The organism is Micromonospora narathiwatensis (assembly GCF_900089605.1).
Classification (GTDB): domain Bacteria; phylum Actinomycetota; class Actinomycetes; order Mycobacteriales; family Micromonosporaceae; genus Micromonospora; species Micromonospora narathiwatensis.
The window spans coordinates 635,550-660,574 of sequence record NZ_LT594324.1; the positions used below are offsets into that span (position 1 = coordinate 635,550).

Genomic DNA, 25,025 nt, shown 5'->3' on the forward strand with positions numbered 1-25,025 from the left:
CTCATCCGGCGGGGCTGACCGCCGCTCGGGCCCGGGCCAGTGCGGCGTGCCCGAGCAGGTGGAACGCCTGCGCCTCGGGCGAGGTGCCCGGCCCCGCGAAGTCGGGCGCCCCGCTCACCCCGGTCACCCGCCCGTACCGGTCGATCCGCCGGCCCGCGGCGGCCAGCAGGTCCGCGCCGACGTCCAACCAGGTCGCCGGCAGCCAACCGTCCGCCACCCCGGTCAGCGCCGCGTACGCCAGCATCTGCGCGGTGTTCGCCTCGCGGAACGTGCCGGGGTCGTCGAGCACGTCGTGGAACAGCCCGTCGTCGGCGCGGTGGGCCAGGCAGGCGTCCAGCACCGCCCGGGCGTGCCCGGCCAGTTCGTCGCGCAGCCCGGTCGGCCAGTCCGGCGCGAGGCGCAGCGCCCGGGCGATCCCGGCGACCACCCAGCCGTTGCCGGTGCCCCAGTGTTCCGCCCGGTCCAGCTCGCCCCGATCCTCGTCCCACCGCGCCGCGTAGAGGCCGGTGCGCTCGTCGTACAGCCGGCGGCGGTGCCCGGCGACCTGCCCGGCGGCGAGGTCGGTCCGGCCCAGCACGGCGAGCAGCGGCACCACCATGTACACGGTGTCCGGCCAGACCTGACGGTTGTCGAGCAGGTGGAACAGGGTGCCGTCGGCGGCCCGGGGCGCCCGCGCCACCAGCCAGTCGAGCTGCGCCGCCAGGGCCGCCGACCAGCGCGGATCCGCGTCGGTCGAGGCGGCGTGCCGGACCGCCTCGCCGCAGGCGGCGCCGTTGACCGCGCCGGCCTCGCCCGAGACGTCGCCGAGCCGGCCGTCCGGGTGCTGCCGGGTCACCGCCGCGTCGGCGACCAGCACGGCCAGCTCGTCCAGGCCCAGGTCGAGCAGGGCGTGCCCGGTCACCCCCTGCTCCCAGGACTGGCGCTGCATGGCCAGCAGCGCGGTCAGCACCCGGTCGGTCGTCGCGTTCCGTGTCATTCGCATCCCTCCGCCCCATCCCGTACCCGTCCGTCGTCGGCAGGGCAAGCCCGGATCACCCGGATCGGGTGAGTTGGGCTCACCCGCCCGGCGGGGAACCTGCGGGGACGTCGGACACGGGGAGGTACGGATGGGCGCCTCGATGGCGGAGCAGGTGATCGAGCAGGTCGCCGGTCGGCACCCCGAGCTGCCGGAACACACGGCCGGCACGGTCCGCCTCGACCTGCACGACGGTGGACGCACCGAGCACTGGTATCTGACCATCGAACACCAGAATGTCGAAGTGGGCCGCTCCACCGCCGACGCCGACATGGTGGTCCACGCCGACCGGGCCGTCTTCGACCGGCTCGCCTCCGGCAACCCGCGCCTGGTGGCGGCGCTGCTGCGCAACGACATCAACGTGCAGGGCGACATGCGGCTGCTGCTGACGCTGCGCCGGCTCTTCCCGGGCCCGTCCGCGGCCCGGCACCCCCGCCACGCGGACCAGGGCACGGGCGGGCGGTCCGCGCCCGGGACGGAGGCGCGATGACGTCGGAGTTGGCGCACGTCCTCGCCGGCAACTCGTTCGCGCTCAGCGACGCGGAGGGCGACATGGAGGCCGACCCGCGAGCGCCGACGGGCCTGTTCTCCTTCGACACCCGGTTCCTGTCCCACTGGGTGCTCACCCTCGACGGGCAGCGGCTGCACGCGCTGTCCCGGGACGACCTGGCCTACTTCGAGACGCGGTTCGTGGTCGTGCCCGGGGCCGCCAGCCACTACGTGGACGCCGACGTGTCGGTGATCCGGCACCGCTCCATCGACGAGGGCCTGCACGAGCGGATCACCGTGCTCAACCACTCGGCGGAGCCCGCCGAACTCACCGTACGGATGGAGATCGCCAACGACTTCGCCGACACCTCCGAGATCCGCCAACCCGGGCCACGTCGACCGGTGATCACCGCCGCCTCGGCCGACCGGCAGCTACGGCTCTGCTACCAGCGCGAGCAGTTCGCCCGGGAGACCGTCGTCACCAGCAGCGCGCCGGTGGACGTCGACCAGGGCGGCATGACCTTCCGGATCCGGGTCGACCCGGACGGCGAGTGGCACACCGACCTGTACGTCGAGATGGTCATCCACGGCGCCGGCGGCCGGGACCTGCGGCGCAGCCTGGAGGCGTACCGCCGGCGGGCACGCCAGGACATGCGGGCGGACCTCGCGCGCTGGTTCGACCAGACGCCGCAGCTCGCCGGCGACCGGCGGTCCCTGGTGAAGGCGTACGAGCAGGCGCTGGCCGACCTGGCGGCGCTGCGCTACCTGCCGCTGTCGTACACCGAACGGGTGCCGGTGGGCGGGCTGCCCTGGGCGATGGCCCTGTACGGCCGGGACGCCCTCGTCACCTGCCTGGAGACGCTGCCGTTCACCCCCGAGCTGACCCCCGCCACGCTGCGCATGCTGGCTCTGGTCCAGGGCAGCCAGCTCGACGACCTGCACGACGAGGAGCCCGGCAAGATCCTCTCCGAGCTGCGGTACGGCGAGTCGGCCGCCTTCGAGGAGCAGCCCACCGCGGTCTACTACGGCGCGGCCGACACCACCCCGCTCTTCGTCATCCTGCTCGACGAGTACGAGCGCTGGAGCGGCGACGTCGACCTGGTCCACGAGCTGCGCCACCCGGCCCGGAGCGCGCTGGACTGGATCACCGAGTACGGCGATTCGAACGGCGACGGCTACCTGCGCTACCAACCGCGCAACACCGTCAACGGAGTGGCCAACCAGGTGTGGCGCAACTCGCCCGACGCCGTCGTGGACCGGTACGGCCACCAGCCGGCGTTCCCCCGGGCCACCAGCGAGTTGCAGGGGTACGCGTACGACGCGAAGCTCCGGGGCGCCCGGCTGGCCCGCGAGATCTGGGGCGACCCGGCGTACGCCGACCGCCTGGAGGCCGAGGCGGCGGCGCTGCGGGAGCGGTTCAACCGCGACTTCTGGCTGCCGCAGCGCGAGTACTACGCCTTCGCGCTGACCCCGGAGGGCGAGCCGGTCGACGCGCTCACCTCCAACCTCGGGCACCTGCTGTGGAGCGGGATCGTCGAGCCGGAGCGGGCCGGCGCGCTCGCCGCACACCTGCGTGGACCGGAACTCTTCTCCGGTTGGGGGGTGCGGACGTACGCCCTCGGCCAACGGCCGTACAACCCGGTCGGCGCGCACCTGGGCGCGGTCTGGCCGTCGGACAACGCGATCGTCGCCGCCGGCCTGCGCCGCTACGGGTACGACGAGGAGGCCGCCCTCGTCGCGGCCGGGATGTTCGCCGTGGTGGAGACGCTCGGTGGCTCGGTGCCCGAGGTGATCGCCGGCTACCCGCGCCCGCTGACCAAGTACCCGGTCCAGCTCCCACTGGCCGGTCGACCGCAGTCGTGGTCCTCCGGGGCGCTGCTGATGCTGCTCGCCACCATGCTCGGGCTGCGCCCGTGCGGCGAGCACCTGCTGGCGGACCCGGTCATCCCGGAGGGATACGGCCGGATCGAACTGCTGGACGTGCCCGGCCGCTGGGGACGTGCCGACTCGTACGGGCGGGATCGGACCAGCGGCGGCCGGCGCCCCCGGAAGCGCTGAGGCGGTTCGTGGGGCCGTCCGTCACCCCGCCGGGTCCGTCACCCCGCCGGGTCCGGCTCCGCCGCAGGGGTGACGGCCGCCGGAGCCGCCACCACGTCGGGCGGCGACCCCGGTCGGTGCCAGGAACCGGGAACCCGCCCGGGGTGCGTCGGAGCCGCGCCGGCGTACGTCATCCGGAACGCCCGCACGGCGGCGGCCTCACCGAGGAGTTCGTACGGGCGGGGCGCGGCGCGGACCGCGGCGAGGAGCCGAACGAGCATCCCCAGACCGTCGCGCCCGTCGGGGACGGAACCGACGAGCAGTCGCTCGACGGTTTCCTGGTCCATCCGGTGCGTGTCCATCTCGTGTCCCTCAGCGCCGCCACCGGTCGTGACGTCACACGGGAACCGCTGCCCGCACCCTGGACCGGGGGGCGGTGAGGGCCGCCGGGTCGGCGGCTCACCCCATCGTCTTCGCCCCGTCGATGGCCTCGCGGATGATGTCGGCGTGACCGGCGTGTTGCGCGGTCTCGGCGATCAGGTGCAGCAGCACCCGCCGCACCGACCAACTGGCCCCGGGCTCGAACCAGGGCGCGGACGGCAGCGGATGGCCGGCGTCCAGGTCGAGGGTGGCGATCAGCGCGTCGGTCTCCGCGGCCACCCGGTCGAACTCGACCAGCAACCCGGCGAGGGTCTCGCCCTCGGCCATCCGGAACTGCCCGACCCAGTCGATCGGCTCGCTCCGCATCGCCTCGGCGCCGCCCACGGCGAACCGCATCCACCGCTCCTCGGTGGTCGCCACGTGCTTGATCAGCCCGCCGAGGCAGAGCTCGCTGGCCGTGCTGCGCCGGGCTGCCTGCTCGTCGGTCATACCCTGCACCGTCTGCCGGAGGAAGCCGCGGTGCCGGCGCAGCGTGTCGCGCAGATCCGCCCGCTCACCGGTGCGGACCTGGTCGGGAACGCTCATGGCGCCCGCCTTTCGATCGAGGACCGCGGACACCGTACGACCACCCACCGACACTTCCGCGCTCCCCATGATCGTGCTCGATCCTGGATCCGGTGGCATCCCGGTCGCGGCGAGGCCACTAACTTCCTGGATCGAGCACGATCATGCGGCGAGCGCGAGAGCGGCGGGCGTCGGCGGACCCGGGGGTCAGCCGCGCCAGCTCACGCCCTCGGGGTGCATGCCGGTGGCCTCCTCCAGCGCGTTGTCCGGCAGGTCTCCCTCGGCGCTGTCGTCGGGGAAGGTCCGTGCGGACGGCCCTGGATCGGGCGGGGCCCCCGGCCCCGCCTCGGGGGCGCGGGTCGGCTCCACCGAGCCGAAGCCGTGCCGGCCGGCCGGCGGCCCACCCGGCCCGGCCCCGGCCGCCCGGCGCTCGCCACGCCGGCCCTCGGGAACGGCGGGCTCCTCGCTGCCCTCGTCCATCGGGGCGTCCTCGCCGGCGCCCCAGGGCGGATCGGCGTCGAAGCCATCGGTGGTGCCCCACGGCGCGGCTTCCTCCGGCCCCCGTCCCTCACCCCTGCTCGGGCGCTTCCTGCTGCTCATCGCCACCTCACCTGGCTGGGTTCCCGTGCCCGGGCTGAATGCCCACCATCCGCCCGGTCATGCCGGGTCGGTGTCCCGTCGGGCGGCCGGCGGCCACGCCGTTGTGCGCCGGCCGCCCGACGGGAACCACCGGCGGCCACGCCGTTGTGCGCCGCCGGTCGACCCGGTCAACGACCGGCCGTGACCAGGTGTCGGGTCGCCGCGCCCATCGCGGCGACCTTGGCGATCGTCCTCGGCGAGCCCATGGCGACCTTGCCGATCTTCGGCGCGCCCATCCCGATGGCCTTGCCGATCGTCCGCGACGACGACGTCAGCCCGCCGGCCCGGCTGAGCATGCCCCGCAGCACCTGGCCCGGCTTCTGCTGCTCGCCCATGTACGCGGTGACCACCACCAGCGCCCCGGTCAAGGCCGGGACCACCCACTGGAGCACTTTCATCTGCCGCTGGAAGGAGGCGACGTCGGCCGGGGTCTGACGGCTCGGCTCGGTGACCCCGTCCACGGGCGGACCGCCCGCCCGGAGCAGCCTCATGCCGAGCAGCCGGCTGTAGCCGGTCACCGCCAGCGCGCCCACCGTCAGCCCGGTCTTCAGCGCGCTGACCTTTCCCACCCCGGCCTGCGCGGCCATCCGCGGGCTCTCGGTGACCAGCTCGCCGACCGCGCCGGCGAGGTGCGTGCCGATCGCCGCCGCGTTGACCGGGGTCCAGCGTGCCCAACCGGCCGACGCCACCGGCAGCCGCTGCGTGGCGTCGTTGATCTTCGCCGCCGCGCCGTTGACGCCGAGCGCACCCATCAGTGATCCGCCGAACCAGGCCGCCAGGCCCAGATCGTGCATCGACCGCAACGCCGTGTGCCGTTCGAACATCTGATCCCCCTCCACCGTGTTCGGGCGGTGGGGCTTACCCGCGTTCCGACCGGCTACGCCCCGACGCGCCGGCCACGTCGCCGGGCCGGTGTGCCCGAGCTGCCCCGACTCAACGTCGCGGCAGGGCGGCGGCGAACGCCGCGATCCGGGCGGCCAGCGGGGCGGCGGCGCGTACCCAGGTGAAGTGGTCCAGCGGGGCGCCGGCCTCGGCCACCGGGTAGCGGTGCCGGGTCACCGGCGCGGCGGTGAGCTTGGCGCAGAGGTGGTCCAGCGTCTCGTGCGGGGTGTACTGGTCGTCGTCCACGCTGACCGCGAGAACCGGGGTACGCACCCGCCCGACCGCCGCCTCGGCGTCGACCCCGTCGAGCACCGGGAACCGGCCGGTCCGGGCGGTGTACGCCCAGTCCCGGATCACCCCGCGCGCCTGCCGGCCGCCGAACCCCCAGCCCGGCCAGACGCCGAGCAACCGGGCGACCGCCGCGATTCCCTGGGTGAACGCCAGCACGCCCCAGCCGTGCGGCCCCGGGTAGCCGCGCCACCAGGGCAGGCCGACCGCCACCAGGGCCAACCCGTCCACCGCGTCGGCGTCGTGCAGGGCCTGGTGCAGCACCGCGACCTGCCCGCCGAGGGAGTGCCCGAGCAGCACCCGGACCCGGCCGTCCAGCCGGGGCTTGAGCGCGTCGAGCACCGCGCCCACGTCGGCGGTCAGCTCGGCGTAGCCGTACCGGCAGGTGCGGGCGGGCGGCGGGGTGCTCTCGCCGGTGCCCCGCAGGTCGACCACGATCACGGCCAGGCCGGCGTCGCGCAGCGCGGCCGCGAAGGGCCGGTAGTAGCGGGCCCGTACGCCCATCGCCGGCCAGATCAGCACCACCGGTGCACCGGGCGGCCCGGCCGGTTCCGGGTAGACCTGGACGCCGAGGCGCGCCCCGTCGACGTCGACGAACTCCTGTGTGTACTCCCCGTTCACCGGCCCAGCGTACGGCGGCAAGCTACCGATGGGTAGCAAGGGGGCTCCGGCCGCCGGCGGAGACTCGGACCAGTGACCAAAGTCCCTGGTGGGTGGCGCGGGAGGCGATGAGACTGAACAAAGAGGCAACGCCGACTCCGGTTTTGTGGCACGCCTCGCCCGAATCGTCTTCCGGAGGTGGACCGGTGGTCTCCGTATCCTCGCTCTCCGCGCTGGCCGAGGAACTTCTCGCGCTCGCCCACGCCACCGGCAGCGGGCGCAGCGCCCGGACGGTGCACGGCGGTCCCGCCACCCCGCTGCGGCAGACGCTCGTCGCCCTCGTTGCCGGGCACGCGTTGGCGGAGCACGCCAGCCCCGGCGACGCGACGCTCCAGGTGCTGCGCGGGCGGGTCCGGCTCACCGCGCTGGACCGGTCCTGGCCGGGGGAGGCAGGGGATCTGCTGGTGATCCCGGACGCCCGGCACGCTGCGCGCCGACGAGGACGCGGTCGTGCTGCTCACGGTCGCCCGCGGATGAGCGTCCCGTCACCGGCGGCCCGATCGGCGCCACCGCGGCAGGCGGCCCGGCCGGTCCGGACCCGCCGGCACCGCTACCTGCCGCCGCAGCACGGCGCGTGGGCGATGCTGCTCCTCCCGTACGCCACGGCGGTCTGCGTCACCGGCCTCCGGTGGCCGCACCTGCCGCTGCTCGGCGCCTGGCTGGCCGGCTATCTCTTCTCCTACTACGCGCTGCTGGCGGTGAAGACCGGCCGCACCGACCGGGTACGCCCGCAGTTGCTGCTCTACGGCGCCGCGACCGCGCTGCTGGTCGTACCGGTGCTGCTGGCCAGGCCCGGGGTCCTCGACTACGTCCCCCTGTACGCGCTGCTCGTCGCCGTCAACGTCGGGTACGCCCGGCGGCGTCGCGAGCGGGCCCTGCTCAACGACCTCGCCTCGGTGGCGCAGAGCGTGCTGATGGTCTTCGTGGTGGCCACCGTCGCCGGGGTTCCGCCCGCCGGGCTGGCCGCAGTGGCCGGGGCGGTCGGCGCGTACCTGGCCGGCACGGTGCTCTACGTCAAGACGATGATCCGGGAACGGGACAGCGTCGGCTACCGGTGGGCGTCCGGGGCGTACCACCTCGCGGCGCTGGTGGTCGCGGTGGCCGCCGGGTGGGGGCCGGCGGTGGTGGGTGTCTTCGCGCTGCTGCTGCTCCGCGCGGCGCTGCTGCCCGGCCGCCGGTTGACCCCGGTCCGGGTCGGGATGGTCGAGCTGGTCGGCACCCTGCTGCTGTTCGCCACGGTGGTCGGGCACCGGGCCTGACGGCCGGCGCGGGGCCGGCGCCGGTGATCACCGACGCCCGCCCCGCACGGCGACGCCGCTCAGTCGGGGAGCATCCCCGGGCCGAACACCTCGTACGCGATCCGCTCCGCGGGTACGCCCCGGCGCAGCAGGCCGCTCCGGACCCCGGCCATGAACGGCACCGGGCCGCACAGGTGGGCCCGTGCCCCGGGGGCGAGCGGGATCAGCTCCGGGTCGACCAGGCCGGCGGCGATCTCCGCCTTCAGCCCGGCCAGTTCGCCGTCGGTGGCGTCCTCGTACCAGAGGCGTACCGACAGGTTCGGCAGCCGGTCCTGGAGCCGGGGCAGTTCGTGACGGCGGGCGTGCGCCGCGGCGGTCCGGTCGGCGTGCACCAGCGTCACCGGGCGCTCGGGCTCGGTGGCGGCCAGGTGCGCCAGGGCCGCCATCGCCGGGGTGAGGCCGATGCCGGCGCTGACCAGCAGCAGCGGCCCGCCCTCGCCGATCGCGCTGACCTCGCCGAAGGGCGGGCTGAGCCGGAGCGTGTCGCCGGTGGCCACCCGCTCGTGCAGGTGGGTGGAGACCAGGCCGTCGGGTGCGCCGGCGGTGCCGCGTACCCGCTTGACGGTGATCCACCAGCGGTCGGCGCCGGGCTGCCCGGAGAGGCTGTACTGCCGGATCTGCTGGCCCTGGCGGCCGTCCAGGTCGACCGCGACCGAGACGTACTGGCCCGGGGTGAAGGTGGGTGCCGGCCCGCCGTCGGCGGGAACCAGGGCGAACGACACGACGTCCACGGTCTCCTGGATCTTCTCCGCGACCCGCCAGTCCCGCCACACCGGGCCGTCCTCGGCCACCCCGGCGACGGTGTAGAGGCGGGCCTCCCGGGCGATCAGCTCGCAGGCCAGCAGCCAGTACACCTCGTCCCAGGCCGCCGCGATCTCCGGGGTGACGGCGTCGCCGAGCACCTCGCCGACCGCGGCGAGCAGGTGCCGGCCGACGATCGGGTACTGGGTGGCGGTGATGCCGAGCGAGGCGTGCTTGTGCGCGATCCGGTCCAGGACCGGGCCCCACGGCACGGCGCTGCCGCCGGTCAGGTGCTCGGCGTACGCGACCACGGCGGCGGCGAGCGCGGCCTTCTGCTGCCCGGTGGCCTGGTTGCCCCGGTTGAAGATGTCGAGCAGCTCCGGATGGGCGTCGAACATCCGCTGGTAGAACCGGCCGGTGATGGCCTCTCCGTGTGCCTGTACGGCGGGCAGGCTGGCCGCCACCACCGCTGCTGAGGATTTCGAGAGCACGACTACTCCTTGGGCGTCGACTGGGTCGAGCCCGACTTAACGGGAATCTAGAATTCCTCTTTAGGGTCGAAAGTCCCGGGTCCGGGGTAGCCCTGGTCACAGCGGCGGCAACCGGGCGTATCGGCCCATGTCCGCGGGCCTGGCCGGTGGCTAGGTTCGACTGGTGAAGCTCAACCGCTCGACGGACATGGCCCTGCGGATCGCCATGCTCACCGCCGCGTCCCCGGCCCGTACCACGGTGGACGAGCTGGCCACGCGGTTGGCGCTGCCCCGCAGCCACGTCGCCAAGGTGGTGCAGCGGTTGCAGCGGCTTGGTGTACTGGTGACCCTCCGGGGCCGGTCCGGCGGTGTGGCCTTCGCCGAGCGCGCCGGCGAGCTGACCGTCGGGCAGGTGGTCCGGGCCTTCGAAGGGGACGACGAGGTGGTGTCCTGCGAGCAGTCGGCCTGCCCGCTGCTCCCGGCCTGCCGGCTCCGCGGCGAGCTGCGCCGGGCCCAGGCCGCCTTCCTCGGCGTGCTCGACGGGGTACGCCTCAGCGACCTCGTGGACGGTCCGACCAGCCAGCTCCTGCTCAGCCTCGGGCCGCCGTTGACCCGCGGCGCTAGCCTCGGGCCACAGGCGGCAGGAGAGGGTCCATGACTGTTTCGCATCCGGTGTTCGCCCGGTACTTCGCCCGCGCCATCGTGGCGGTGGACCGGGCCGGCGCGGCCGAGCACCGGCGCCGCCTGGTCGCCGGGCTGCGCGGCGCGGTCCTTGAGGTCGGCGCCGGCAACGGCCGGATGTTCCCGCACTATCCACCGGCCGTGGCGAGGGTGCTGGCCCTCGAACCGGAGCCGTGGCTGCGCTCCGCAGCGCGGGCCGCCGCCCCCACCGCCCCGGTCCCGGTGACCGTGGCCGCCGGCCTCGCCGAGGCGCTGCCGGTCGCCGACGCATCCGTCGACGCCGTGGTGCTGTCGCTGGTGCTCTGCTCGGTGCCGGACCAGGCGGTGGCGCTGCGTGAGGCGCGCCGGGTACTCCGCCCGGGCGGGCAGCTCCGCTTCTACGAGCACGTCGTCGCGGAGACTCCCGGGCTGCGCCGCGTCCAGCGTTGGACGGACGCGACGCTCGGGCCGTGGGTGTGTGCCGGCTGCCACACCGGCCGGGACACGGTGGCGGCCGTCCGGAACGCCGGCTTCACCGTCGTCGAGCTGGACCGGTTCCGCTTCCCGCCGACCCGCCTCCCGGTGCCGGCCGCGCCGCACGTGCTCGGCGTCGCCGTGCCCGCCTGACGTCCCGGCCCGAGCTGGTGACCAGCCCAGCCACGCCGCGGCGTCAGCCGTCCCGGCGGAACTCGGCGCGCCAGCGGATTCCGCCGTCCGCGGCGAGGATCTCCTCGACCCGGACCGGGAACAGTCGGCCGGCCGCGAAGGCGTCGACCTCGGCCCAGGTCAGCGGCCAGGGCGGCCCGTCGACCTCCTGGTCCTCCCGCCGGCCGGCGGCGATCACCAGCAGCGTCCCACCCGGCGCCACCAGCCGGCCGGCGGCCGGGATCGCCCGCCGCCGCAGCTCGACCGGGAGCGCCTGCACGTTCATGCTCTCCAGCACCAGGTCGAACCCGTCCAGCCAGCCGGACGGCGGATCGAGCAGGTCGGCCGTCTCGTACCGGACCGGAGAACCGGGGTGGCGCTCGCGGGCGGCGCGGATCGCGGTCGGCGAGATGTCGAAGGCGACAGTGGCGAAGCCCAGGCCGGCCAGATGCTCGGCGTCCCGGCCGAAGCCGCAGCCGACCACCACGGCGCGTCGGCCGGATCCCACCGGCCGGGTCCGGTCGGTCCACTCGCCGACCAGGGAGTGCGGCCGGTCCAGGTCCCACGGCACGTCCGCCTCGCCCCGCTCGGCCTCGGCGTAGAGCCGCTCGAACCGGCCGGTCGGGTCGCCCGCCACGGTCGCCGGGGAAGACAACCGGTGGGTCGAATCGTTGTGCCGCACGGAGCGCCTCCTCGCCTCCGGACGCCCGTGACCGGGCGGTCGTGCAGAGCCGGACGCAGCCTAACCGGACGCCGCACCCACCCGGTGCCACAGCTCTGTCGGATCGCCGGGCTAGGCTCGCTCCGGCGCGCCGCCCGTGGCGATCGAGCCGGTGAGCGGCACCACACCGCCGAGACCTGGGAGTACGACCAGTTGACCGCACAGCCTGAGACCCTGTACGGGGCCGACGACCTGACGCACCTGGAGGGGCTGGACGCCGTCCGCAAGCGCCCCGGCATGTACATCGGCTCGACCGACAGCCGTGGTGTGGGTCACCTCGTCAACGAGATCCTTGACAACTCCACCGACGAGGGTGTCGGAGGTCACGCCGCCAAGATCGACGTGATCCTGCACGCCGACGGCTCGGTCCAGGTCGACGACGACGGCCGGGGCATCCCCACCGACGTGCACGCCAAGTCCGGCATCTCCGGCGTCGAGCTGGTGCTGACCCGGCTGCACGCGGGCGGCAAGTTCGGCGGCTCGGGTTACAAGACCTCCGGCGGCCTGCACGGGGTGGGCGCCTCCGCGGTCAACGCGCTCTCCCGGCGGTTCGACGTCACGGTCCGCCGCGGCGGCAAGGTTCACGCGATGTCGTTCCGGCACGGCGTACCGGGGATCTTCGACGGGGACGGCCCGGACGCGCCGTTCACGCCCGGCCCCGGGTTGGAGATCGTCGGGGCGATGAAGCGCGGCCAGCGCACCGGCACCTCGATCCGCTGGTGGCACGACCCGCGCTACTTCGAGACCGGCGCGGCGCTCGACGTCGAGGCGGTCCGGCTCAAGCTGCGCAACACCGCGTTCCTGGTGCCCGGCGTGGCGTACCGGTTGCGCGACGAGACCGGTGAGGAGGCCGTCGAGGAGAGCTTCCACTTCCCCAACGGCCTCACCGACATGGTGGAATACCTCGCCCCGGCCGGCGACCGGCCGGTCTCCGGCACCCTGCTGGTCACCGGCGAGGGGACCTACCGGGAGAACGCCGCCGACGCCAACGGCGTGATGCAGTCCAACGTGCAGCGCCGGGCCGAGGTCGAGGTCGCCTTCCGCTGGGGCACCGGCTACGAGCGCACCGTCGAGTGCTTCACCAACACCATCCGCAACGCGCACGGCGGCACCCACCGCAAGGGTTTCGAACGGGCTCTGGCGCGTACCCTCGCCGAGGCCGCTCGCAACGCCCGCGGCCTGCTCAAGCCCAAGGAGGACGCGCCCACCCTGGACGACGTCCTGGAGGGCATGACCGCGGTGGTGCACGTGCGGATCCCGGAGCCGCAGTTCACCTCGCAGACCAAGGACGAGCTCTCCACCGCCGGCATCACCAAGGTGCTCCAGGGCCTCGTGGAGCAGCACCTCAAGGCCTGGCTGGAGGACCGGAGGACCAAGGCCGAGGCCCGGACGGTGCTCCAGAAGATCGTCGACGCGGCCCGGGTCCGGCTCACCCAGAAGCAGCAGAAGGACGCGGCCCGGCGCAAGACCGCCCTGGAGGGCGCGTCGATGCCGGCGAAGCTGGTCGACTGCCGGGCCACCGGGGTGGACCGCAGCGAGCTGTTCATCGTGGAGGGTGACAGCGCCCTGGGGACGAGCCGGATGGCCCGCTCCTCGGAATACCAGGCCCTGCTGCCGATCCGCGGCAAGATCCTCAACGTGCAGAAGGCCAACCTCCAGCAGGTGCTGGACAACGCCGAGTGCGCGGCCATCGTGCAGGTGCTCGGCGCGGGCTCGGGGCGTACGTTCGACCTCTCCGCGCTGCGCTACGGCCGGGTGCTCATCATGGCCGACGCCGACGTGGACGGCGCGCACATCCGTACCCTGCTGATCACGCTCTTCGCCCGCTACATGCGTCCGCTGATCGAGGCCGGCCGGCTCTACGCCGCGATGCCGCCCCTGCACAAGATCACCACCAGGGGGCGCAACCCGCAGACCGTCTACACCTACACGCAGGCCGAGATGGAGGCGACGGTCCGCAAGCTGGAGAAGGCCGGCAAGCAGATCGTCACCCCGATCCCGCGCTTCAAGGGCCTCGGCGAGATGGACGCCGACGAGCTCTGGGAGACCACCATGAACCCGGCCACCCGGGCGGTCCGCCGGATCACCCTCGACGACGTCGACGCCGCCGAGCGGATCCTCGAACTGCTCATGGGGGAGAAGGTCGAACCCCGCCGCAACTGGCTGATCGACTCGGCCGACCGGGTCGACCGCGACGCCATCGACGCCTGACCGCGATCGTTGGGGAAGGAAACGCTGAACCATGGCACGCCGTAGGGACGACCGCGCCCGCGCCGACCTGTCCGCCTTCGACCAGGCCGGCGCGCGGGTATTCGACAACCCGCTGGTCACCGAGGTCTCCGACTCCTACCTGGAGTACGCCTTCTCGGTCATCCACTCCCGGGCCCTGCCCGACGCGCGGGACGGCCTCAAGCCGGTGCACCGGCGCATCCTCTGGTCGATGTACGAGCAGGGCCACCGCCCTGACCGGGGGCACGTGAAGTCGGCCCGGATCGTCGGCGACGTGATGGGTAAGTACCACCCGCACGGCGACGCCGCGATCTACGACGCGATGGTCCGGCTCGCCCAGGACTTCTCGCTCAACGCGCCCCTGATCGACGGGCACGGCAACTTCGGCTCCCCGGACGACGGACCGGCCGCCGCCCGTTACACCGAGGCCCGGATGTCCCGCGAGGCGATGCTGCTCGTCGGCGAGCTGGGCGAGGACACCGTCGACGTCGAGCCCAACTACGACGGCTCGCTCACCCAGCCCACCGTGCTGCCGGCGGCCTTCCCCAACCTGCTGGTCAACGGCGCGTCCGGGATCGCGGTCGGCATGGCCACCAACATGATCCCGCACAACCTGGGCGAGGTCGTCCAGGCGGCCCGCTGGCTGATCAACCACCCGGGCGCCACGCTGGACAAGCTCATGGAGTTCGTCCCCGGCCCGGACCTGCCCACCGGCGGGCTGCTGCTCGGCCTCGACGAGGTGCGCCGGGCGTACGAGACGGGGCGCGGCGTGGTGCGGATGCGCGGCCGGGTGGAGATCGGCCCGCTGGAGGGCAGCCGGGGCCGGCAGGCCATCACGGTCACCGAGCTGCCCTACGGCATCGGCGCGGAGAAGGTGATCGCGGCGATCACCAACGAGGTGAACAAGACCAAGCGGCTCTCCGGCATCGCCGACGTCAAGGACCTCACCGACCGGGAGAACGGCACCCGGCTGGTCATCGAGTGCAAGGTCGGGGTCAACCCGCAGGCACTGCTGGCCGACCTCTACCGGCTCACCCCGCTGGAGCAGTCGTTCGGCATCAACAACCTGGTGCTGGTGGACGGCCAGCCGCAGACCCTGGGGCTCAAGGAGCTGCTGGAGGTCTTCCTCGCCCACCGCTACGAGGTGGTCACCCGGCGCAGCGCGTACCGTAAGCGCAAGCGCGAGGAACGGCTGCACCTGGTCGACGGTCTGCTGATCGCCCTGCTCGACATCGACAAGGTGGTCAAGCTGATCCGGGCCAGCGAGGACGCCCAGGCCGCCAAGGACGGCCTGATGCAGAAGTTCAAGCTCTCCGAGATCCAGGCGACCTACATCCTGGACACCCCGCTGCGCCGGCTGACCAGGTACGACCGGCTGGAGCTGGAGGCCGAGCAGGAGAAGCTGCGCGCCGAGATCGCCGACCTGTCGCGGATCCTCGACGACGAGAAGGTGCTGCGCAAGCTGGTCTCCGACGAGCTGGCCGCCGTGGTCAAGCAGTTCGACGCGCCGCGCCGCACCACCCTGGTCGACGGCGACCTCAAGGAGGTCCTCGCGGCCTCCGTACCGGCCGGGCCGCTGGAGGTCGCCGACGACCCGTGCCAGGTGATCCTCTCCGCGGCCGGGCTGGTCGCCCGGACCGCGGCCGAGTCGGAGGAGACCACCGAGGGGCGCCGGCGCAGCGGCCGGGTCAAGCACGACGCGGTACGCGCAGTCGTGCACTCCACGGCGCGCGGCCGGGTGCTGCTGGTCACCAGCGCCGGGCGGGCCTTCAAGATCGACGTACTGCCGCTGCCGGTGCTGCCCGAGCAGTCCGGCACGGTGTCGCTGCGCGGCGGCATGTCCGCGGCCGAGCTGGCGCCGCTGGAGCCGGGGGAGACGGTGGTGGGGCTGGCGCCGCTCGGCCCGTCCGCCGAGGGCTCGCCCGGCCTGGCGCTGGGCACCCGGCAGGGCGTGGTCAAGGTCTGCGCGCCCGAGTGGCCGGTCCGCTCGGACGAGTTCGAGGTGATCTCGCTGCGCGACGGCGACGAGGTGGTCGGGGCGACCTGGCTCACCGACGGCGCGGAGGCGCTGGCGTTCGTCTCCTCGGAGGCGGCACTGCTGCGCTTCGCGGCGTCGCTGGTCCGGCCGCAGGGCCTCAAGGGCGGCGGCATGGCCGGCATCAACCTGCCCGCCGGGGCGCACGTGGTCTTCTTCGGCGCGATCCGCACCGACGACAAGGGGCGCGGGGAGCCGATGGTGGTCACCTCGACCGGCGCCACCGTCAAGGTGACGCCGTTCAAGGCGTACCCGGCGAAGGGACGGGCGACCGGCGGGGTGCGGGCGCAGCGGTTCCTCAAGGGCGAGGTGGACCTGGCGGTGGCCTGGGTGGGTCCGCGCCCGGTCGGCGCGACCGCCAACGGCGAGCCGGTGGACCTGCCCCCGGCGGACCCGCGCCGGGACGGCTCCGGCTTCGCCGTCATGCTCGGCCCGGCGATCGTCGGCCACCAGATCGAACGCGACTGACAACCCGCCCGACCCTTGCCGGTCGAGGGTTTGCGTCACCGGAAGACCTCTGGATGACGCAAACCCTTGACCGACTGTCCGGGTAGCTCAGAGTTCGGGTTCGGGGGCGGTTTCCGGCGCGGTGTTGCGGAGGCGGGCGATCAGCCGCATGCCGTGGTGGATGACCAGGGCGGCGGCGGTGCCGAGGGCGATGCCGTTGAACGACAGGTCGCCGGCGGTGAGCGTGTAGTTGGCCGCCCCGATGATCACCGCCACGGCGGCGGTCATCAGGTTGACCGGGTCGTGGAAGTCGACCCGGTTCTCGATCCAGATCCGGGCGCCGAGGATGGCGATCAGGCCGTACAGCGCGGTGGTGGCGCCGCCCAGCACCCCGGCCGGCACGGTGAGGATCAGCGCGCCGAACTTCGGGCAGAGGCCGAGCAGCACCGCCGCCACGCCGGCCACCCAGTACGCGGCGGTCGAGTAGACCCGGGTCGCCGCCATCACGCCGATGTTCTCCGCGTACGTGGTGGTGCCGGAGCCGCCGCCGGAGCCGGCGAGCACGGTGGCGATGCCGTCACCGAGGAACGCCCGGCCCATCTCCCGGTCGAGGTTGCGGCCGGTCATCGCGGCGACCGCCTTGACGTGCCCGGCGTTCTCCGCGATCAGCACCAGGATCACCGGGATGACCAGCACCACCGCCCGCGCGCTGAAGCTGGGCGCGTGGAACTGGGGCAGTCCCACCCAGGCGGCCTCCTTCAGCCCGGTGACCGCCTTCGGGTCCAGTTCGCCGAGCAGCGCGGCGAGCACCCAGCCGAACACCACGCCGAGCAGGATGGACAACCGCGCCAGGAAACCCCGGAACGCCACGGTGGCGACCAGGATCGCGACCAGGGTGAGTACGGCGATCAGCGGTTGCGCCTTGACGCCGGTGCCGCTGCCGCCGCCGTCCCAGGCGACCGGGGCGAGGTTGAGCCCGATCAGCGCGACGATGGCGCCGGTCACCACCGGCGGCATCAGCGCGTCGATCCAGCGCGTCCCGCCGAGCTGCACCGCCACGCCGACCAGCGCCAGCGCCGCACCGACCACCACGATGCCGCCCAGCGCCGGCCCGATGCCGCCGCCGGCCTTCGCCGCCAGCACCGGGGCGATGAACGCGAACGACGAGCCCAGGTACGACGGCAACCGGTTGCCGGTGATCAGCAGGAAGAGCAGCGTGCCCAGCCCGGAGAAGAAGAGCGTGGTGGCCGGGGGAAAACCGGTGATCAACGGCACGGTGAAGGTGGCGCCGAACATCGCCACGACGTGCTGCACGCCGACGCCGACCGTACGCGGCCAGGACAGCCGTTCGTCGGGGTGCACCACGTCGCCGGGCCGTACGGACCGGCCGTCGCCGTGCAGCCGCCAGGGGGACCAGCGGGATCGCGGCTCGGTGGGGGACTGGGTCATGCTGCGCCCTTCGCGTCGTCAGGTGACGGGGGCGTGATCGACCCTGAGAGCTGTTTGTAGCACGCCGGCGGGTGGGGCCCCGGGTCAGGCCACCCCGGCGGGGCGGAACTGGACGCTGACCCGGGGGCCGACCGGGCGTGCGGTCTTCGGGATCGCGTGCTCCCAGGTGCGCTGGCAGGAGCCGCCCATCACCACCAGGTCGCCGTGGCCGAGCGGAAAACGCAGGCTCGTCCCGCCGCCCCGGGGGCGCAGCAGCAGCGGGCGCGGCGAGCCGAAGGAGACGATGGCGACCATGGTGTCGACGTGCGCCGAGCGGCCCAGGGTGTCGCCGTGCCAGGCGACGCTGTCCCGGCCGTCCCGGTAGAGGCACAGCCCGGCGGTGACGAAGGGCTCGCCCAGCTCGGCCGCGTAGTGGCGGGTGAGCGCCGCGCGTGCCTCGGTGAGCGCCGGGTGGGGCAGTGGCCGGCCGGCGGCGTACCAGCAGAGCAGGCGGGGGACGTCGACCTCGCTGTCGTACATGGTGCGGCGCTCGGCCCGCCAGGGCACGTCGCGCAGCAGCGTGTCGAGCACCGCGTCGGAGCCGCGCACCCAGCCGGGCAGGTGGTCGACCCAGGCGTCCCGGCTCAACTCGTGCCGGCGCGACCGGCCGGCGAGCGGGCCCAGGGTCGGCCCCTGCGCGGCGAAGTCGAGCATCGAGGGCTGGTACGCGAGGTCGGACACGCCGCCGATCCTACCCCGCGTTCGAACAGGCGTACGACGATCAGTGGCGCAGCATCCGGCGGACCCGGCCGCCGACGGCCTGCCGGACCCGCTCGCGCAGCGGCTGCGCCCGGAGCGCCTTCAGCTTCTGCTGGAGCGTCCGGTTCTCGTCCCGCACGAACTCGAGGCGGGTCAGCAGTTCCTCGGACGTGCAGGCGGACGCCGGCCGGACCGCCGGCGGGTAGACGATGTCGCGGACCCGCTGGTCGAAGCGGGTGGCGCTGTCCCCGTCGGCGAAGGAGAGGCCGAGGTCGTGCCGGGCGAGGAAGCCGGTGAACCGCGAGAAGCGCTCCTTGTGGCCGTCGTTGAGGGCGGTGTAGTCGGCCTCCGCGTAGAGCTGGGCGGCGTCGATGTCGTCCGGCGCGTCGCGCAGCGGCCGGTGCGGGATGTCGAAGTAGCGGGCCAGCTCCAGGGTGCGCGAGTCGTGGGCGAGGAGATATCCGGGGGTGCCGGAGATCAGCGCCGTGATGGTGCCGTGGATCCGGGTGCCGAAGGCGAAGTCGAAGCCGGCGAGATACTCCATCCAGGGCCACGGGTCCATGAACATCCGCACCTTGTCCTCGACGAAGAACGGGTGCGAGGTGTGGATCGGCATGTCGTTGGTCTTGCCGCGCAGGTGCGGTGCGTCGCCGTAGAGCAGGGTGCCGAGGGTGTACAGGTCCTGCGCCACGTAGCGCACGTTCGGGTAGCGCCGGTGGTGGTGGCGGACGAGCGGGGACAACGCCCGGACGTACGGCGAGATGACGAACGCGAGCCGGTCCTCGACGCCCAGGGACGCCTTCGTCTTCTCGACCCGGAGGCTGTCGCCGTGCAGGAACATCGACGGGCAACCGATCTGCTCGACCGCCGAGAAACCCAGCGTACGCAGGTAGTCCTCGGTGATCTCGCCGCGTACGCCGATGCTGTGCGAGCGGTCGAGCACCGCCCGGCAGAAGCGGCTCACCGTCTCGTCGATCGGGCGCAGGAACTCCCGGTCGCCGTCCACGTCCGTCTGCGCCCCGACCCCGAGCACCACCACCGGTATCTTCAGCCGCTCGATCAGCCGGGTCATCGCGGCCAACTGGTCCGTGTAGTCGCGGCGGAAGGCGTTGGCCAGCGGGATCACGAAGACGTCGTACTTCTCGTTGATCTCGTCGGCTTCGCGCGGGTCCGCCCGGAACCGCGACGGGGTGATCTCCGCAGCCGAGGTGGCGAGCAGTTTGTGCGCGGCGTGGCTGAAGACCAGGTTGCCGGTGTTCTTGCCGATCCAGTCCCGTTCGTAGGTCTCCTCGGCGGTGAGTACGTCGAACGGGCCCTTGCGGGCGCGCAGCAGGATCCGCTGGTGCATCCGGGGTGTCCACCTTCCGTCCCGGGCACCGCGTGCCCGGCGGGGACCGGGGGCGGCCCGACCGGCCGGCAGTACGGTTCCCGTTCCGTGCAGGAGCCGGAATCCTACGCCATCGGGCTGAGCGGGCGGCGTCCCGCTCGCCCGTCCGGCGCGTGGGGGCGCCGGCCTTCCATCTGGTGCACGGTGATGCGGACTGCGACCCAGGTCGGTCGAGCACGCCGCGCGGCCCGACCCGGGCCGAGCCGCACGCCACCCGCCCGATGCCCCGCGCCGCGGCCGTCCATCCTGGTCAGTGCCCGGATCCGCGCGGACGCGACACGCCCGGCGGCGGTGCGGCGCCGCGGCATCGGCGGTAGGTTGGAGCCGTGCTTCCGATCGCGCTCACCTGTCCCGTGTGGTGGGTGGCGCGCTGGTGGGCCCGCACGCTGGCCAGCCTGGCCGTGTTGGTCGCCTGCTCGCTCGGCGCGGCCGCGCTGCCCGTCGGCCCGGCCGCGACCGCGCAGGCCGCTCCCCGATTCGCCGCCGGCCCCGTCGAGGCCCTGACCCTCCGGGTCGGCACCGCCGACTCCGCGCCGGGCTCGGCGGCTCGGGTCGGGCCGGGAGCAGGCAGCACCGGCTGGACCGGTGCCGCGGACCGGACCGGCACCGCCGACCGGACCGGCACCGCCGACCGGGCCGGTGCCGCCGATCGGGACCGTGCCGCCGACCGGGCCGGTGCGGTCGATCGGGCCGGCAGCGATTGCCGGCAGGTCGGGCCGGTCGGTGCGCCAGATCCGGTGGCGTCGCGTCTGGCCGTGGCTTTGCCGGCCGACCGGCAGCACGCCCTGGTCGGGCTGGTCCCGGCGACCGTCGGCTCCCGGGCCCCGCCCACCCGCTGACGACCCGCGGGCCGCGGCCCGCCCTCGCCGTACCGACCGAACCTCACCCCGCACCCGCCCGACGGCGCCCGTAACCGGTCGCGCCCGCACTCGGGCCGGTGCGGACCTCTCCGTCACATCGTTCCCGTGAGGTGCCGACCATGCAGCAGACCGTTCTCTACCACTTCCTCAGCAAGATCCCCGAGGCCGCCGCCATCTGGTCGGCCCTGCTCGTGCTCGCCCTGGGCCTGCTGGCCGCGCTCGTCGCCAGGCCGGAACGGGACGTTCCGGTGGAGGACGCCCCCGACCCGGCCGCCGAGGAGGCGGCCCGCCACGCCGACCTGCGCCGGTACGCCGACGAGGTGGCGGTGGCCGCCGCCGGGGCCGCGCAGACCGCCCGCCGGCGCCGTGAGCAGTGGCTGACCGCCCAGGCGGCGGCCGACCGGGCCTGGCGGGCGTACGACGAGGCCGAGGCGGGCGCCCGGCGTCTCGCCGGTGCCGCCGTGCTGCCCGAGCCGCGTACCCGGCGCACGCCGGCCGAGTACGCGGCCCGGGAACGGTGGCTGCACCACGCCGCGATGGTGGCCCACTGGCACGGCGACCTGTCGGCCCGCCAGCTCGCCGACGTCCTGGCCCACCGCAACGGGTGGGATCCGCGCCGGCACCCGGCCGAGCAGGAGATCGTCCTGGCCCGCGTGGTACGCGACGGCCGGTGGGCCGGTTGGCGGGCCGCCGCCGAGCGGGAGGAGCGGGCCTGGCGCGACGCCGAGCTGGCCGCCGACGCGGCCCGCGCCCTGGCCCTGGAGGCGTACGCCGCCACCGAGGCGCTGCGCCCCGGGCCGGCCCCGGTACGCCGTGCCGAGCCGGTGGCCCCGACCCGTGCGGCGGTGCCGGCCGGCGGTGCCGCGCGCTTCCGCCCGGCACGGGTCGGCTGAATCGTTACCCAAGTTCGGTGAGTCCCGTCACTGTCTGCCCGGAAACGGTCATCCGGATCAGTGCGGGCGATCGACTCCCGCAATTCCGGAACGATCATCGGTGCGGTGTCCGATTCTTGCCCGGCGGTTACGGGATAACTGCCTGTCCCATTGAGTCACATCAGTTGCGAGCTGTTCCGGTCGGCGCCGGTAATTCCGATGTTTAAGCAGGTCGGAGCGGTTGGCAGGAGGCGAGCCCACCGGTAGTGTCGGCGCGTCCGGTGCGGTTTTCGATCGCAGGTGGCGACGCCGTACCGACCCGCTTAATCGTGATCTTCGCGAACCGGGGACCCAGTGCAACACCGGGGTGAATCCGCGAGCTGCGGCCCGCGGTAGGGCGTACTTCCCGCCCGAATCCGTCAGCTAACCCGGTAGGCGGCCACGGAAGGAGTGCCATCCTCGTGCCAACCTCCCCCCGATCCTCCCCCCGCCTCCACGGAGCCGCGGTGCCCTCGCTCGCCTGACCGGCGACCGAGTTCCGGCAACCGCCCCCGCAGCCCGGCTCACCGGCGCTGCCCGTTCCTGCGGCCACCCCGCCCGGCAACGCGCGTGACCCCGTCCGCGCGTCGGGTCGGCGTGCGCCGCTCAGGCCCTCGTGGAGGAATACGTGAAGCACCACCTGAAGCGTCAGCTGGGGCGCCTCGCGACCGAGCGCCCCTACCAGATCGTCGCCGGCTCCGCGGCGGCCCTCGTGCTCGCCGGCGGCGCCAGTGCCGCGCTGGCCAGCGCCGATGAGGCGCCCGCCCGTCAGGAGCACACCGCCGCCGTCGCCGAGCTGGCCCCCCGGCTCGGCGAGGTCGCCAGCCGCGGCGAGGCGCGCGTCGCCGCCCCGTCGCCGTCGGACTCGCCGAGCGCGTCGCCGTCCGACTCGCCGAGCGCGTCGGAGTCGCCGAGCAAGGCCAAGGCGGACCCGGACGTGACCCGTACGGCGAAGCCGAAGCCGACGCCGCCGTCGACCAAGGTCCTCGACTACAACTACCAGGCGCAGACCGCCTACTGGAACTGTGGCCCGGCCGCGGTGCGCAACGCGCTGAGCGCGAGCGGCATCGAGACCACCCAGGACGCGATGGCCGTGCCGCTGAACGCCGGTGAGAACGGCACCAACTCGGCCGAGGACACCACCCGGGGTCTGAATCAGATGGTCAAGGGCAGCCCGTACCGGACCCACATGATCCCCGGCCAGGCCGCGACCCCGGCCCAGATGGACCAGCTCCAGGCCGACGTGGTCAAGGCCGTCACCGACGGTCGGGGCGTGGTGGTCAACATCGCCGGCTCCGCCACCGACACCAACGGCGGCTGGCACTCGTTCCCCGGCGGCCACTACATCGCCGTGGTCGGCTACCAGGACGACGGCCGGGCCGTGAAGATCGCCGACTCGGCCAACCCGGCGGTGCCGTCCTACTGGATCACCACCATCAACCTGGCGAACTGGGCCGCCACCCGCGGCTACTCGGCCTGATCGCACCCCTCCCCCCGTCGGGCACCGGCTCCTCCGAGCCGGTGCCCGACCTCGTATGCGCGGTGTCTCGCGCGGGTGGCCGGTCCGATGCGACACTGCGCCGTATGGCCGACGAGACGGGTACCCGCCATCTGCTGCTGCTGCACGGCCTGGGCGCCACCGGCGAGGTGTGGCTGCCCTGGGCGCCGCTGCTGGAGAGCCGCTGGGCGGGGCGCTGGCTCGCCCCCGACCTGGCCGGCCACGGCTGGTCGCCGCCGCTGCCGGCGTACTCCTTCGAGGACCTCGCGGACCGGGTGGTGGCGGGTCTCGGCCCGGTAGCCGACCGGCTCGGCCCCCGCGACCGGCTGGTGGTGCTCGGGCACTCGCTCGGCGGGGTGGTGGCGCTGGCGCTGGCCGCGCGGACACGGGGCCTGCCGGTCGACGCGGTGATCGGGCTCGGCATCAAGGTCGCCTGGTCCCCGACCGAGCTGGACAAGGCCCGCGAGCTGGCCGAACGGCCGGTGACCTGGTTCGCCAGCCGGGACGAGGCGGCCCGCCGCTACCTGCGGGTCGCCGGGCTGGCCGGGCTCTTCGCCCCCGACCATCCGGTGGTGGACGCCGGGCTGCGCCGCGAGGACGGCCGCTGGCGGCTGGCCATGGACCCGGCCGCGTTCGCGGTGGGGGAGCCGCGGTTGCCCGACCTGCTCGCCGCGACCGACGTGCCGGTGCTGCTGGCCCGGGGTGAGCAGGACCCGATGGTGACCGACGCGCAGCTCAAGGAGTTGGGCGTGCCGGTGACGACCCTGCCGGGGCTCGGCCACAACGCGCACGTCGAGGACGCGGCCGCCGTTCTCGACCTGCTCGCGCCGTTCGCGTCGCCCGACCGGCCGTGACGCCGTCGCCCCGTGGACGGGGCGACGACATCACGACCGCGGGTTGCCGTCAGTACGTGCAGCCGGTGGCGGGCAGGGCGGACGGGGCGGGTGGGGTGACGCCGTCGTAGATGGCCAACAGCATGTTCTGCGGGCAGCGGTTGGCGCCGTTGACGCGGACCTCCAGGTGCAGGTGCGGGCCGGTCACGTTGCCGGTGGCCCCGGTGTAGCCGAGGACCTGGCCGGCGCTGACCCGGGAGCCGGCGGCGACCGAGCGCGAGTTCAGGTGGCAGTAGAGGTAGTACGCGCCGTCGTCGCCGGTGATGCCGATGCCGAGGCCGCAGTTGCCGCCCACGTGCCCGATCGTCCCGGAGGTGATCGCGTACGTGGTCGTGCCGGTCACGGTGGGCAGGTCGATCGCCGGGTAGTCGTGGTGCGGGTCGTCGTACTCGCTGCGGGGCAGCACCGACTTGCCGATGATGAGGCGGTAGTTGCCGGTGCCGCCGCCGCTGCCGCCGGTCAGGTACTGCCAGGTGGTGGCGTCGACCGAGCCGCCGGAGAGGCCACGGGCGGACTTGAAGTTGTTCACGGCGTTGGTCGTGGCGGGGCCCCAGTCGCCGTCCACGGCCAGGCCGTAGCCGTATTTGTTGAGTGAGGTCTGCAGCCCGCGGACCGCGTCGTTGTTGGCTCCGGCGCTCAGAGTGACCACCAGCTTGCCCCAGGTCTGCGGCCCGATCTGGCCGTCGGCGGAGAGGCCGTTGGCCGACTGGAAGGACTTCACCACGGAGGTGGTGCCGGCGCCGTACTGGCCGTCGACCGTGAGGCTGTAGCCGCGGTGGCGCAGCAGGTACTGGGCGGTGGTGACGTTGGCGCCGGTCGAGCCGTTGCTGAGCAGGGGCCAGGCCGGTGCCGCGGCCTGGGCGGCGGTCGGGCCGGTCAGTGCGGCCGCCACGGCGAGCGCGAGCGCGCCGAGCCAGATCGCGAGTCGACGAAGGAGGGTTGGCATGTGTGCTCCTGTGGACGAGGGGTGGTGGCGTGCGGCGGACCGCATCGCCGGTAGGGCCGGCGACATTGCGCCGGTGGGCTGCCCGGGAGCAAGTATGATGATGATGTTCAATATTTACAACGATCGTTGAATGGCGGTGATC

Annotated in this window: 22 protein-coding genes, 1 pseudogene and 1 riboswitch; of the genes and pseudogenes, 11 read left to right on the top strand and 12 right to left on the bottom strand. The window is 73.9% G+C overall.

Annotated elements, in window-relative coordinates:
* Position 1: 1 nt before the first annotated feature.
* The gene (locus GA0070621_RS02890; RefSeq protein WP_167666537.1) at positions 2-976 is read right to left on the bottom strand and encodes a glycoside hydrolase family 88 protein; all 975 of its coding nucleotides are present in this window, start codon (positions 974-976) and stop codon (positions 2-4) included.
* A gap of 130 nt (positions 977-1,106) precedes the next feature.
* Here GA0070621_RS02890 and GA0070621_RS02895 point away from each other — a divergent pair, with 130 nt between their 5' ends.
* A complete protein-coding gene (locus tag GA0070621_RS02895; RefSeq protein ID WP_091191355.1) occupies positions 1,107-1,505 on the top strand; it encodes an SCP2 sterol-binding domain-containing protein in 399 nt (132 codons plus the stop codon).
* On the top strand, positions 1,502-3,562 hold the full coding sequence (locus GA0070621_RS02900) for an amylo-alpha-1,6-glucosidase (protein WP_091191357.1): 2,061 nt from the start codon (positions 1,502-1,504) through the stop codon (positions 3,560-3,562). The genes GA0070621_RS02895 and GA0070621_RS02900 overlap by 4 nt, the downstream gene beginning before the upstream one ends.
* A 38-nt stretch (positions 3,563-3,600) precedes the next feature.
* Here GA0070621_RS02900 and GA0070621_RS02905 read toward each other — a convergent pair whose 3' ends face one another.
* The 5 genes from GA0070621_RS02905 to GA0070621_RS02925 form a co-directional block, all read right to left on the bottom strand.
* Complete coding sequence (locus GA0070621_RS02905) at positions 3,601-3,903, bottom strand: hypothetical protein (protein ID WP_091191359.1); 303 nt, start codon at positions 3,901-3,903, stop codon at positions 3,601-3,603.
* A 97-nt stretch (positions 3,904-4,000) separates the two neighbouring features.
* Positions 4,001-4,507: a DinB family protein gene (locus tag GA0070621_RS02910; protein WP_091191361.1), complete on the bottom strand. Its 507-nt coding sequence runs from the start codon at positions 4,505-4,507 to the stop codon at positions 4,001-4,003.
* Between the two features lie 186 nt (positions 4,508-4,693).
* Positions 4,694-5,086 (bottom strand): hypothetical protein, encoded by a 393-nt coding sequence (locus GA0070621_RS02915; protein WP_091191363.1) that lies wholly within the window; start codon positions 5,084-5,086, stop codon positions 4,694-4,696.
* Between the two features lie 167 nt (positions 5,087-5,253).
* Positions 5,254-5,949 (bottom strand): hypothetical protein, encoded by a 696-nt coding sequence (locus GA0070621_RS02920; RefSeq protein ID WP_091191365.1) that lies wholly within the window; start codon positions 5,947-5,949, stop codon positions 5,254-5,256.
* 109 nt (positions 5,950-6,058) lie between these two features.
* Entirely contained in the window at positions 6,059-6,916 is an 858-nt protein-coding gene (locus tag GA0070621_RS02925; protein WP_091191367.1) for an alpha/beta hydrolase family protein, read from the bottom strand.
* A gap of 512 nt (positions 6,917-7,428) precedes the next feature.
* Between GA0070621_RS02925 and GA0070621_RS02935 the strand changes: the two genes are divergently transcribed.
* Positions 7,429-8,214, top strand: a complete 786-nt coding sequence (locus GA0070621_RS02935; RefSeq protein WP_091191369.1) for a YwiC-like family protein — start codon at positions 7,429-7,431, stop codon at positions 8,212-8,214.
* 59 nt (positions 8,215-8,273) lie between these two features.
* On the opposite strand, the gene GA0070621_RS02940 is transcribed toward GA0070621_RS02935, so the two are convergent.
* Positions 8,274-9,485, bottom strand: a complete 1,212-nt coding sequence (locus GA0070621_RS02940) for a globin domain-containing protein (RefSeq protein ID WP_167666539.1) — start codon at positions 9,483-9,485, stop codon at positions 8,274-8,276.
* 163 nt (positions 9,486-9,648) lie between these two features.
* Here GA0070621_RS02940 and GA0070621_RS02945 point away from each other — a divergent pair.
* Both GA0070621_RS02945 and GA0070621_RS02950 read left to right on the top strand, forming a co-directional pair.
* A pseudogene (locus tag GA0070621_RS02945) lies at positions 9,649-10,020 on the top strand (RrF2 family transcriptional regulator); the annotation flags it as partial.
* Positions 10,021-10,172: 152 nt separating this feature from the next.
* Positions 10,173-10,751 (top strand): class I SAM-dependent methyltransferase, encoded by a 579-nt coding sequence (locus tag GA0070621_RS02950; protein ID WP_407940367.1) that lies wholly within the window; start codon positions 10,173-10,175, stop codon positions 10,749-10,751.
* Between the two features lie 43 nt (positions 10,752-10,794).
* On the opposite strand, the gene GA0070621_RS02955 is transcribed toward GA0070621_RS02950, so the two are convergent.
* On the bottom strand, positions 10,795-11,451 hold the full coding sequence (locus GA0070621_RS02955) for a class I SAM-dependent methyltransferase (protein WP_091191376.1): 657 nt from the start codon (positions 11,449-11,451) through the stop codon (positions 10,795-10,797).
* Positions 11,452-11,643: 192 nt separating this feature from the next.
* Between GA0070621_RS02955 and GA0070621_RS02960 the strand changes: the two genes are divergently transcribed.
* Both GA0070621_RS02960 and GA0070621_RS02965 read left to right on the top strand, forming a co-directional pair.
* Complete coding sequence (locus GA0070621_RS02960) at positions 11,644-13,701, top strand: DNA gyrase/topoisomerase IV subunit B (RefSeq protein ID WP_091201924.1); 2,058 nt, start codon at positions 11,644-11,646, stop codon at positions 13,699-13,701.
* 31 nt (positions 13,702-13,732) lie between these two features.
* Complete coding sequence (locus GA0070621_RS02965) at positions 13,733-16,222, top strand: DNA gyrase/topoisomerase IV subunit A (RefSeq protein ID WP_091191378.1); 2,490 nt, start codon at positions 13,733-13,735, stop codon at positions 16,220-16,222.
* An 87-nt stretch (positions 16,223-16,309) separates the two neighbouring features.
* On the opposite strand, the gene GA0070621_RS02970 is transcribed toward GA0070621_RS02965, so the two are convergent.
* The 3 genes from GA0070621_RS02970 to GA0070621_RS02980 all read right to left on the bottom strand — a co-directional run bounded on the left by GA0070621_RS02970 (position 16,310) and on the right by GA0070621_RS02980 (position 19,736).
* Positions 16,310-17,650, bottom strand: a complete 1,341-nt coding sequence (locus tag GA0070621_RS02970) for a uracil-xanthine permease family protein (RefSeq protein WP_091191379.1) — start codon at positions 17,648-17,650, stop codon at positions 16,310-16,312.
* An 84-nt stretch (positions 17,651-17,734) separates the two neighbouring features.
* Positions 17,735-18,370, bottom strand: coding sequence for an alpha-ketoglutarate-dependent dioxygenase AlkB (locus GA0070621_RS02975; RefSeq protein WP_091191381.1), 636 nt, complete (start codon positions 18,368-18,370; stop codon positions 17,735-17,737).
* 40 nt (positions 18,371-18,410) lie between these two features.
* Positions 18,411-19,736, bottom strand: coding sequence for a polysaccharide pyruvyl transferase family protein (locus GA0070621_RS02980; protein ID WP_091191383.1), 1,326 nt, complete (start codon positions 19,734-19,736; stop codon positions 18,411-18,413).
* 365 nt (positions 19,737-20,101) lie between these two features.
* On the opposite strand from GA0070621_RS02980, the gene GA0070621_RS02985 reads away from it, so the two are divergent.
* From GA0070621_RS02985 to GA0070621_RS03000, 4 genes are all read left to right on the top strand, one after another.
* Positions 20,102-20,614 (top strand): hypothetical protein, encoded by a 513-nt coding sequence (locus GA0070621_RS02985; RefSeq protein WP_091191384.1) that lies wholly within the window; start codon positions 20,102-20,104, stop codon positions 20,612-20,614.
* Between the two features lie 140 nt (positions 20,615-20,754).
* Complete coding sequence (locus tag GA0070621_RS02990; protein ID WP_091201926.1) at positions 20,755-21,528, top strand: hypothetical protein; 774 nt, start codon at positions 20,755-20,757, stop codon at positions 21,526-21,528.
* 289 nt (positions 21,529-21,817) lie between these two features.
* A riboswitch (cyclic di-AMP (ydaO/yuaA leader) is annotated at positions 21,818-21,960 on the top strand.
* A gap of 202 nt (positions 21,961-22,162) precedes the next feature.
* Positions 22,163-23,026, top strand: a complete 864-nt coding sequence (locus tag GA0070621_RS02995) for a C39 family peptidase (RefSeq protein WP_197673941.1) — start codon at positions 22,163-22,165, stop codon at positions 23,024-23,026.
* Between the two features lie 104 nt (positions 23,027-23,130).
* Entirely contained in the window at positions 23,131-23,898 is a 768-nt protein-coding gene (locus tag GA0070621_RS03000) for an alpha/beta fold hydrolase (RefSeq protein ID WP_091191388.1), read from the top strand.
* Positions 23,899-23,947: 49 nt separating this feature from the next.
* Here GA0070621_RS03000 and GA0070621_RS29755 read toward each other — a convergent pair whose 3' ends face one another.
* Positions 23,948-24,883: a peptidoglycan-binding protein gene (locus tag GA0070621_RS29755; RefSeq protein ID WP_167666540.1), complete on the bottom strand. Its 936-nt coding sequence runs from the start codon at positions 24,881-24,883 to the stop codon at positions 23,948-23,950.
* Between the last annotated feature and the right edge of the window lie 142 nt (positions 24,884-25,025).

Excerpts from the sequence above, each read along its gene's own strand:
- GA0070621_RS02890 (WP_167666537.1), bottom strand. The coding sequence starts at position 976 with ATGACACGGAACGCGACGACCGACCGGGTGCTGACCGCGCTGCTGGCC.
- GA0070621_RS02895 (WP_091191355.1), top strand. The coding sequence starts at position 1,107 with ATGGGCGCCTCGATGGCGGAGCAGGTGATCGAGCAGGTCGCCGGTCGG.
- GA0070621_RS02900 (WP_091191357.1), top strand. The coding sequence starts at position 1,502 with ATGACGTCGGAGTTGGCGCACGTCCTCGCCGGCAACTCGTTCGCGCTC.
- GA0070621_RS02905 (WP_091191359.1), bottom strand. The coding sequence starts at position 3,903 with ATGGACACGCACCGGATGGACCAGGAAACCGTCGAGCGACTGCTCGTC.
- GA0070621_RS02910 (WP_091191361.1), bottom strand. The coding sequence starts at position 4,507 with ATGAGCGTTCCCGACCAGGTCCGCACCGGTGAGCGGGCGGATCTGCGC.
- GA0070621_RS02915 (WP_091191363.1), bottom strand. The coding sequence starts at position 5,086 with ATGAGCAGCAGGAAGCGCCCGAGCAGGGGTGAGGGACGGGGGCCGGAG.
- GA0070621_RS02920 (WP_091191365.1), bottom strand. The coding sequence starts at position 5,949 with ATGTTCGAACGGCACACGGCGTTGCGGTCGATGCACGATCTGGGCCTG.
- GA0070621_RS02935 (WP_091191369.1), top strand. The coding sequence starts at position 7,429 with ATGAGCGTCCCGTCACCGGCGGCCCGATCGGCGCCACCGCGGCAGGCG.
- GA0070621_RS02965 (WP_091191378.1), top strand. The coding sequence starts at position 13,733 with ATGGCACGCCGTAGGGACGACCGCGCCCGCGCCGACCTGTCCGCCTTC.
- GA0070621_RS02970 (WP_091191379.1), bottom strand. The coding sequence starts at position 17,650 with ATGACCCAGTCCCCCACCGAGCCGCGATCCCGCTGGTCCCCCTGGCGG.
- GA0070621_RS02980 (WP_091191383.1), bottom strand. The coding sequence starts at position 19,736 with ATGCACCAGCGGATCCTGCTGCGCGCCCGCAAGGGCCCGTTCGACGTA.
- GA0070621_RS02990 (WP_091201926.1), top strand. The coding sequence starts at position 20,755 with ATGCAGCAGACCGTTCTCTACCACTTCCTCAGCAAGATCCCCGAGGCC.
- GA0070621_RS03000 (WP_091191388.1), top strand. The coding sequence starts at position 23,131 with ATGGCCGACGAGACGGGTACCCGCCATCTGCTGCTGCTGCACGGCCTG.
- GA0070621_RS29755 (WP_167666540.1), bottom strand. The coding sequence starts at position 24,883 with ATGCCAACCCTCCTTCGTCGACTCGCGATCTGGCTCGGCGCGCTCGCG.